Genomic DNA, 5,339 nt, shown 5'->3' on the forward strand with positions numbered 1-5,339 from the left:
TATCCAAATTCTGCTAAAAAACAATGAATAAAATTTTACTTCTAATCACAAGCTCATTGCTTTATCTTCCTGCGTTTGCACAAAATATTTCTGGAGAATATCAAAGAATAGATAAATTTCCAGGAACAGAGGAAAGCACCTTTATTAATTTTCAAAAAAATTATTTATTCAAAGAGGTTACCAAAAAACACTTAGAAACATCAACAATTAGAAAAGGAAATTTCAAATTTAAAGGTGATACTTTGATTTTAAATTTTCAAGAATCAGAAGAAAAAGATTTTGTAGTAACTAAGAAAAACAGAATAGAACAAAATAATAGTTTGGAGAAACTCCAGACAAATCTATTTCTTAATGTTCATTATAAAAATGAAAAACAAAATCCAGATGCTATAGTCCACTTCAATGATGAAAATGGAGAAATATTTATTGCTACGACAATAAAATCTAGTAACGCATTCAGTTTATTTAATGATAAAATAAAATCTCTAAAATTTTCATCACTAGGAATGAATGATATTGAAGTAAATCTAAAACCCCTTTTAGGTTACAATTCGGCCATAGACATTTATTTTTCTAATGTGAAATTTGAAAATGCTAATCCTGAAACACAAAAATTCTTAATTGAAAAACAGGCAAATGGGAATTTAAAATTGACTTCATTGAATAAAAAAAATGTTTGGATACTAAAAAAAGTCTAATAAAACTACACACAACAACGGCTCATCGCAAATAACGGGCAGTTTGCTGAAAATTGTTATTTTAGAGATCAATTATTAAAAGAACTAATCCGACTAATCCGCATCCTTACTCCCGCAACTTGCGATAGCCGGGACCGTTACCAAGCATTGCTCCGACTAAAATGAATCCTAAGATTAAAAATAAAACTAAAAAGTAAATAAAATAATTTTGAATTTAATTCTTGGAATAATATTAATATCAGCTGGTTTAATTTTAGGGATCAGGACATTGAATCAATTTATTAAAAATGATAAAATAGATTTTGTGCAAGCCAATAATATCAAAATCATACTTGGAGAACTGACTCTCATAATTCTCGGATTGATATTACTATTCCGATAATTTTAATTAAAATTTACACACAAAAATTTTAAAAACTTGACAAAAAAATTAAAAACTAAAAAAGGTTCAAAACACCAAATCTTACTATTGAATTTCATAATTCTAAACCAGATTTAAAAAACTAAAAGCCTGCTAAAGCTAAAATCGTAAAAGAATTTATTTTTATTAATCCAGATAGCATTCATAATTTTTGGTGCCTTAGCGCGGCAATGGTCGGTTAGAGAACTTACTCGAACGTGTCGCAACGCTAGGTAACAACGGTTCATCGCCAATAAGCGGCAGCGTTAGAAAGAAAATAATTAACTTGACCAACAAAGCAATACTAAGCCGACAAATCCGCGTCCCTTACTCCGCCAACTGGCGATAACCGAGACCGTTACCCACCATTTTTTGACACAGAACTGAACTAATTAAATAAAAATGAAAAAATCAATATTCATAATTTTATTTACTATCATAATTGGTTGCAAAAAAGAAAATGAACAAGAGAAAATAGCAGAAAACAAAAACTTCCATATTACCGCCAATATAAAAGGTATAAAAGACGGTTCAAGAATCTTAGTATCCAATGCTTCAAATGGAAAAGTTCTAGATTCTACCAAAATAATTGATGGAAAATTTGAAGCTAAGGGAACCATTGAAAAACCTCCAATTCAAGTAAATCTAAATATTCAAAATGATGAGGAGAGAGTTTATTCATTTATCTTTATTGGAAATGAAAAAATTAAGATTGAAGGCAATAAAAATGATTTTCCAAATGACCTTAAGATTACTGGTTCAAAATATCATAAATACAAAAATGATCTAGATCAGAGAACAGATTCATTGAATAATTTGAGGAGTGAGTACTTGCAGAAAATGTTTGCATTAAGAAGAGAGGACAAATGGAGTGATAGTCTACAAAAAGCATATTGGTCAAAAGAGGATGGCATAATTATCACAATTGACAATAAAACAAATCAAATAACAGAAAATTTCATCTCCGAAAATATAAATTCAGATTATGCACTTTCACAACTGGTTTTATATAAAACTGAGTTCCCGAAACCTTTCATAAGAAAGCAAATCGCTAATCTAAATACTGACTTTGAAAATTCAGAATATGCGAAAGTATTGAAAACCTACTTAGAAAATGAACCTTTGAAAGAAGGTGATAAGTTTTATGATTTTACAGCAGAAAATCAAAATGGAAATAAAGTAACATTCTCAAATTTTTTCAAAGACAAATATGTGCTTTTAGAGTTTTATTCTCCCTATTGCAGTTGGTGTTTAAAGGCAGTACCAGAAATCAAAAAACTGTCAAAAGAGCAAAATGAGAAACTTGAAATCGTAACAGTTAACGTTGACAAAAATAAAGAAGATTGGCTTAAAAATTACAAGTCCAACAATTTATCCTGGACAAGTGTGTGTGATGAAAAAGGAAGGTATAGTGATATATTTACTAAATATCGAGTTTTTGCCACCCCAACTTATTATTTATTTGATAAAAATGGAATCGTTTTAAAAAAGTGGAATGGATATACAGATGGTTTAATACAACAAATTAGCAACCATATACAAAACGGTGGGTAACATCGGTTAACGCCAATATGCGGTATTCAAACAAAATCGATAACTTAGAACTACAAACAACAAAACAATAAGCCGACAACTCCGTGTGCTAAATTCCGCACACTGGCGATAACCGAGACCGTTGCAGCGCATTTTCACATAATTCAGTAAAGAAAATAAACTGACTGACTAAAATATAACAAAAATGAAATTCTCAAAATTTCTAATATTTCTCGGATTAATATTGATCATATACGAGTTTGTTTCTAAAATAATGCTTTGGCCGGATCTGTTTGACGGATTTCTAATTGGAACAATTATATTCACAGCTGGTTTAATATTATTCCTCACAAAAAAATTTAAAACTCCATTAAATAAATAGATAGTGATAAACAACTTTATTATTTCGAAAACTGATAAATTATATTGGACATTTTTAATATTCTTATTCTTTATTCCTTTCAACTTATCGAGTCAAAATTTATTTGAGGAAAAATTTGAAGGATGTGAAACTTCACATTTTGTAGTGGAGAAGGATAAAATCACAGTTACACCAAATGAAGATATAATCAATATACTTTCAACAAAATTTGATAAAGAAGTAGTAAAGAGGATTAGGGGTGTCCTTTCTTTCCAAATTTTAGTTTATAAAAATGGTGAATCTTGCGTTCTTAGTTTACAAAATAAAACAAATATTGAAACTGATAAATTAAATATAAAAGAGATACTTGAAAATAATTTATCCTGGTCAAAACCGGATGAAAATAAGTCTGCTATTGTATCAATAAAATTTTTTGGTGATTCTGTCGGATTAAAAAGAATAGGAATGAACGAAAAAGGATTTCACGAAATAACAGAACTAAAATAGAAGATGATTCTAAAAAAACGCGCAGCAACAACGGTTCATCGCCAATAGGCGGCAGCGTTAGAAAGAAAATAATTAACTTGACCAACAAACCAATACTAAGCCGACAAATCCGTGTTCCCTACTCCGCCAACTGGCGATAACCGAGACCGTTGTGCACAATGCTTTTTGAAATCCGGAATTAATGAAAAAACCTAATCCAGAAGAAGTTTTAAAAAAGAAATTTGAGAAATTAAATCATTTAGAAGAAGATTTAGTTTCGAAAAGTTTATCTAACAAAAAGTCAAAATTTAATATAGAAAGAATCCTTTATTCTTGTGATGACGGATTCATTATTTTAAGAAGGTATTCTGCAAGACAAATCGCAAGCTTTCAAGTTATTACAATTGAGGATGAATTAAATAATTTCCTAAAGAAAATCCCATTTAAAACCAAAAATGGAGCAGGCCTACAAATAAATTTATACGAGTTGTTAAAAAATACTATTGGCCTTGAACTTAGAATTGGGCAAACAATAGGAATTGGAAATGAAGCAAATGGAATTAAGATTGGTCCGTATATTGAAATTGACGGTTTTGTAATACTTACAAGGAAATACTCAGATGTACAAAATATAGAAGAAACACTTTTAGACATTTACACATTCTTAGATCTTAAGAAAACTCAGACCGAATTAGATAAAAAAGTCAAAAAATTACTTTCAGAAATTGAGAATAAAGATTTCCTTTTGGATTACACAACTTTAGAATTAGAGGAAAAAGAGAAAGATTTACAAATACAAAAGAAAAATCTTGAATTAATATCTTCTCATACTCAAAATCTAGAAAGTGAACCGATAAAACAAATTCTCTTACCTAATCCATTTAATATTTGTGTTTTAGGAGAAGTGACAGACTCAGCTATGATTAGAGAAGAATTGAATAAATTCTTTCAGAAATTGGGTATAGAAATTAACTCTTGGAATATTGATTTTTACAATAATTCTAAACTTGAAAATAGTAATTTACTAAGAAGTTTAATCAAAGGGCAAAGTAAATACAACTTAATAATTACCGGACAAATTTTTCATCATAGTGGCAAAGGAAATAAAAAGGCGAATATTTTGAGCGAATTAAAAAATGAAAAATACGTTCCTCATAAAGTGGGTGGTAGCCCAAAAGATAAACTTACCTCGGATAAAGTCATTTCCCTAATAAATGAATATATAAATGAAAATTAGTGGTAAAGCACAGTGCACAACAACGCATATTCGCAATTGCGGCCTTTCAGCTAAAAGAAAGTTTACAGAAATCAAGAATTAAAAAACTAAATCGGACAAATCCGTATATTCACTACCACAACTGACGAATATACGAGACCGTTATGTGCAAGCTGAAAAAAAATCCCGAACTATGATTAAACATTGGTTTATAACTATAATACTTCTCTTCAATTTCAAGATTGTAATTGGACAAACGGAAATTAAAGTTCCTGAATTTGACGATGATTACAGTAAAACAGTGCAAATGCTTGAAAATGGAGAAACTGACATTGACTATAAATCATTTAGAGAAAGTTTCATAGAAAGCAATCAATTCAAAATTGCGTCTGAAAGAAGTTCTGAATTTGGGGATTTGAAAAAAGAAATGTATCGCCAAATGTCGGAATCGAAATATGACAGTATTATTTCTATCACGAAAAAGATGTTGAGTATTGACTACACGAGTATGACGGCACATAAAATATTGAGACAGACTTATAAAATAGTTGGAGACTCAATAAATGCGGAAAAATATAAGACAATTCAATTCGGACTTTTAAGGTCAATAGTAAATAATGGAGACGGAAAATCTTGTGAAACAGT

5 protein-coding genes are annotated in these 5,339 nt (G+C 29.6%); all 5 read left to right on the forward strand.

The annotated features are described in order from the left end of the window. Window positions 1-23 precede the first annotated feature (23 nt). Entirely contained in the window at window positions 24-698 is a 675-nt protein-coding gene (locus tag BUW93_RS14770) for a hypothetical protein (RefSeq protein WP_081212519.1), read from the forward strand. Between the two features lie 802 nt (window positions 699-1,500). Further along, entirely contained in the window at window positions 1,501-2,652 is a 1,152-nt protein-coding gene (locus tag BUW93_RS14775; protein WP_081212520.1) for a TlpA disulfide reductase family protein, read from the forward strand. A gap of 364 nt (window positions 2,653-3,016) precedes the next feature. Continuing rightward, complete coding sequence (locus BUW93_RS14785) at window positions 3,017-3,499, forward strand: hypothetical protein (protein ID WP_081212522.1); 483 nt, start codon at window positions 3,017-3,019, stop codon at window positions 3,497-3,499. Between the two features lie 181 nt (window positions 3,500-3,680). Further along, entirely contained in the window at window positions 3,681-4,715 is a 1,035-nt protein-coding gene (locus BUW93_RS14790) for a hypothetical protein (protein WP_081212523.1), read from the forward strand. 172 nt (window positions 4,716-4,887) lie between these two features. Continuing rightward, a partial coding sequence (locus tag BUW93_RS14795) for a hypothetical protein (RefSeq protein ID WP_157893347.1) occupies window positions 4,888-5,339 on the forward strand: 452 nt, incomplete at its 3' end.

This window comes from Salegentibacter sediminis (assembly GCF_002078605.1).
Classification (GTDB): Bacteria; Bacteroidota; Bacteroidia; order Flavobacteriales; family Flavobacteriaceae; genus Salegentibacter; species Salegentibacter sediminis.